The organism is Flavobacterium sp. (assembly GCF_029242675.1).
Taxonomy (GTDB): domain Bacteria; phylum Bacteroidota; class Bacteroidia; order Flavobacteriales; family Flavobacteriaceae; genus Flavobacterium.
Window position 1 is genome coordinate 1 of sequence record NZ_JAQWTM010000171.1, and the last position, 3623, is coordinate 3623.

A 3623-nucleotide genomic window follows, 5' to 3' on the forward strand; every position below is an offset into this window, starting at 1 on the left:
TAAGCATGATGAGGAGGTTCAAAAACAACAGCAAGAGGTGATCAAAGCCAGAGCCGTTGTTACAGGTCCTGTTCAAGTGGGTAAAATTGATCTTAATCCAAAGAAAACTGTTGCTTCTGCTCCAGTTGTTGAAGAGAAAAAGGAAGAAGTGAAACCTGCTGCTGTTCCAGAAGTTAAGGTGGTAGCTAAAAATCCTGCACAAGACAAATCGGCTTCAGTAAATAAAACTGCGAAACCTATCGTTGATGCTAAAGAAGACAAAAAGGAAGTTGTAAAAGAGACAGTGAGTAAAGTAGCTTTTAAAGAGGAAGCTGCTCCAAAAGTGGATGAGGCGCCAGCAGAAGAAGCTATTGCGACTCAATATCAAAAGCTTTCAGGAACTAAGCTTACAGGTCAAACTATCGACTTGTCTCAGTTTAACAAACCGAAAAAGAAGAAAGAAGAGCCGAAAATTACGCCTAACAAACCGGGTGCTCCTGGTGCGGCAGGTGCGGCAAACAAAAATAAAAGAAAAAGGATTGCGCCTAAACCAGGTACTCCTAGACCTCCAGGGGTTCCAAATCCTAATAAGATTACGCCTAATACTGGTGGTGGTTTTAATGCAAATAGAAGCGCGAGACCTGGATTTGTAAAAGGTAACCGACCTGCGATTGTGGCTAAGGTTGAGCCTACAGAAGAGGAAGTTAAAAACAAAATCCGTGAAACTTTAGAAAAATTACAAGGTAAAAAAGGTGGTAAATCTAAAGCGGCAAAATACAGAAGAGATAAAAGAGATACGCACCGTCAAAAATCAGACGAAGAACAAAGAGCGATTGATGAAGGAAGTAAAACTATAAAAGTTACTGAATTTGTTACCGTTGGTGAAATTGCGATCATGATGGATGTGCCGATTACAAAAGTAATTGGAACTTGTATGTCACTTGGTATTATGGTTACGATGAATCAGCGTTTAGATGCTGAAACATTAACAATCGTTGCTGATGAGTTTGGTTATGAAGTTGAATTCATAACTGTAGATATTGAAGAAGCGATTGAGGTTGTTGAAGATAAAGAAGAAGATTTAGTATTTAGAGCACCGATCGTAACTGTAATGGGTCACGTGGATCACGGTAAAACATCGTTACTGGATTATATCCGTAAAGAAAATGTGATCGCTGGTGAATCTGGAGGTATTACACAGCACATTGGTGCTTATGGAGTAACTTTGGATAACGGTCAAAAAATTGCATTTTTAGATACTCCAGGTCACGAAGCGTTTACCGCAATGCGTGCACGTGGAGCGCAAGTTACTGATATCGCTATTATTGTAATCGCTGCAGATGATGACATCATGCCGCAAACGAAAGAGGCAATTTCACATGCTCAAGCAGCAGGTGTGCCAATTATTTTCGCAATCAATAAGGTTGATAAGCCAAATGCTAATCCTGAAAAGATTAAAGAAAGATTAGCGGGAATGAACTTATTAGTAGAAGATTGGGGTGGTAAAATACAATCACATGATATTTCTGCAAAGCAAGGTACTGGTGTTAAAGAATTATTAGAGAAAGTATTGCTAGAGGCAGAATTATTAGATTTGAAATCAAATCCAAATAAAGCAGCTCAGGGAACTGTTGTTGAGGCATTCTTAGATAAAGGTAAAGGATATGTATCTACTATTTTAGTACAACATGGTACTTTAAGAATTGGAGATTATATGTTGGCAGGTAAGCATCATGGTAAAATTAAAGCCATGCATGACGAAAGAGGTAACATTGTGTTAGCTGCTGGGCCTTCAACTCCGGTTTCTGTTTTAGGATTGGATGGAGCAGCAACTGCTGGTGATAAGTTTAATGTATTTGAAGAAGAAAAAGAGGCGAAACAAATTGCTTCTAAACGTTCTCAATTGATGCGTGAGCAATCTGTTCGTACACAACGTCACATTACACTTGATGAAATTGGTCGTCGTATCGCTTTAGGTCAATTTAAAGAATTGAACGTAATCCTTAAAGGAGATGTTGATGGTTCCGTGGAAGCATTATCTGATTCGTTCTCTAAATTATCTACTGAGGAAATTCAAATTAATATTATTCATAAAGGGGTTGGAGCGATTACTGAAACTGACGTTATGTTGGCTTCTGCTTCAGATGCGATTATCATTGGATTTAATGTTCGTCCTGCTGGAAATGCAAGACAATTAGCTGATAAGGAAGAAATTGATATCCGTTACTACAGTATTATTTATGCTGCTATCGATGACTTAAAAGATGCAATGGAAGGAATGCTTGCTCCAGAGATGAAAGAGGAAGTATTAGGTACTGCTGAGATTAGAGAGATATTCAAAATCTCTAAAGTAGGTTCAATTGCAGGTTGTATGGTTATGGATGGTAAAATTATCAGAAATGCTAAAATGAGAGTTATTAGAGATGGTGTTGTAGTTCACGAAGGTGAATTAATCGCTCTGAAACGTTTCAAAGATGATGTGAAAGAAGTAGCTAAAGGATACGATTGTGGTATTCAAATAAAAGGATTTAATGAGATCGAAGAAAGAGATGTTATTGAATCGTACCACGAAGTTGCTATCAAAAAGAAACTGAAATAGTATATAGAGTTGTAAAACTAAAAAATCCCGATTTATCGGGATTTTTTGTTTCTATATAAACACTGTACTTGATTTTGAACTCTTAAAGAGCGTTGAAAAGCGCTTTTGTGAGAGTACAAATAGGACTGCTTTTACGTGATGCTAACTAAAGTAAGAAGTGAACTGTTTTGATTTAATGAATGAATTCTTATTTTTTTGGTTTAATTAAAAAAGCGGTGTTGTATCGTTTTTTAATTTCAACTAGGTTTCTCTCTGCTTCAATTCTTGTTCTAAAATTTCCTATCCAAACTTTGTAATTGGGTGTGTTAAAAACAATGGTTCCGTCAAGTAAATTAAACTCCTGTTTGCACTCGTAAAGTGCTTTTTTTGCTGTTTCACTATCGCCGCTAAATATTTGAATTTTATACCGTTCATTTACAGTTAATAGCGTGTTAATTTTTCTCTTTTCATTAAGCAATTGTTCAAAGTTTGGGCTTTGTTTTAGGGTGTTTTTTGCCTCTTGCGCCTGTAAATTAAAGGTTAATACAAAAAGAAAAAACGGTAAAAAGGAGTTTGGTTTAAATGTTAAAATTCTCATAACGTAATGGTTTTTAAGCAAAAGTACTGTTTAATTAAATAAAGTGAAATAGAATTATTATTTAGAATTAATATAAATTGGAAATTAGACTATTTTAGGTTTTTCAGAATAGTTCTTAAGTCGTATTTTTGTACGAGTTTAAAATAAAGGCCTGCTCTTTTTTACGTAAGTATAGAAAACACTGTGCCAATATTTATTAGATAATCATTATACTATTATGAAAAAGGTGGGTAACCATAAATCGACTTCAAGGAATTTATTCTTAAGCTTAGCATTAATGCTAACTTTTTCCTTAACTTCATCTGCACAAGAAGCTGCTCCAGATGCAGCTGCTGTTGCTGCTGCTCCAGCTGTTGCTCAAGGTGGGGATCCTGTAAAAGGTAAAGAACTTTTCAATGCGAATTGTGCTGCGTGTCATAAGCTTGATGCTAAGGCTACGGGTCCAATGTTACGTGGTATTGCTGCGAA

The 3623-nt window shown here is 36.2% G+C and carries 3 protein-coding genes; 2 read left to right on the top strand and 1 reads right to left on the bottom strand.

What is annotated here, in order from left to right:
* A partial coding sequence (infB, locus tag P8M54_RS06770) for a translation initiation factor IF-2 (protein ID WP_300286536.1) occupies nucleotides 1-2578 on the top strand: 2578 nt, incomplete at its 5' end.
* Between the two features lie 187 nt (nucleotides 2579-2765).
* On the opposite strand, the gene P8M54_RS06775 is transcribed toward infB, so the two are convergent.
* Complete coding sequence (locus tag P8M54_RS06775; protein ID WP_300286538.1) at nucleotides 2766-3155, bottom strand: SPOR domain-containing protein; 390 nt, start codon at nucleotides 3153-3155, stop codon at nucleotides 2766-2768.
* A 217-nt stretch (nucleotides 3156-3372) separates the two neighbouring features.
* Between P8M54_RS06775 and P8M54_RS06780 the strand changes: the two genes are divergently transcribed.
* Nucleotides 3373-3623 (top strand): cytochrome c (locus P8M54_RS06780; protein ID WP_300286540.1); only part of this gene is annotated, 251 nt, incomplete at its 3' end.

Bases quoted from the DNA above. Each gene is read 5' to 3' on its own strand.
- P8M54_RS06775 (WP_300286538.1), bottom strand. From the start codon at position 3,155: ATGAGAATTTTAACATTTAAACCAAACTCCTTTTTACCGTTTTTTCTT.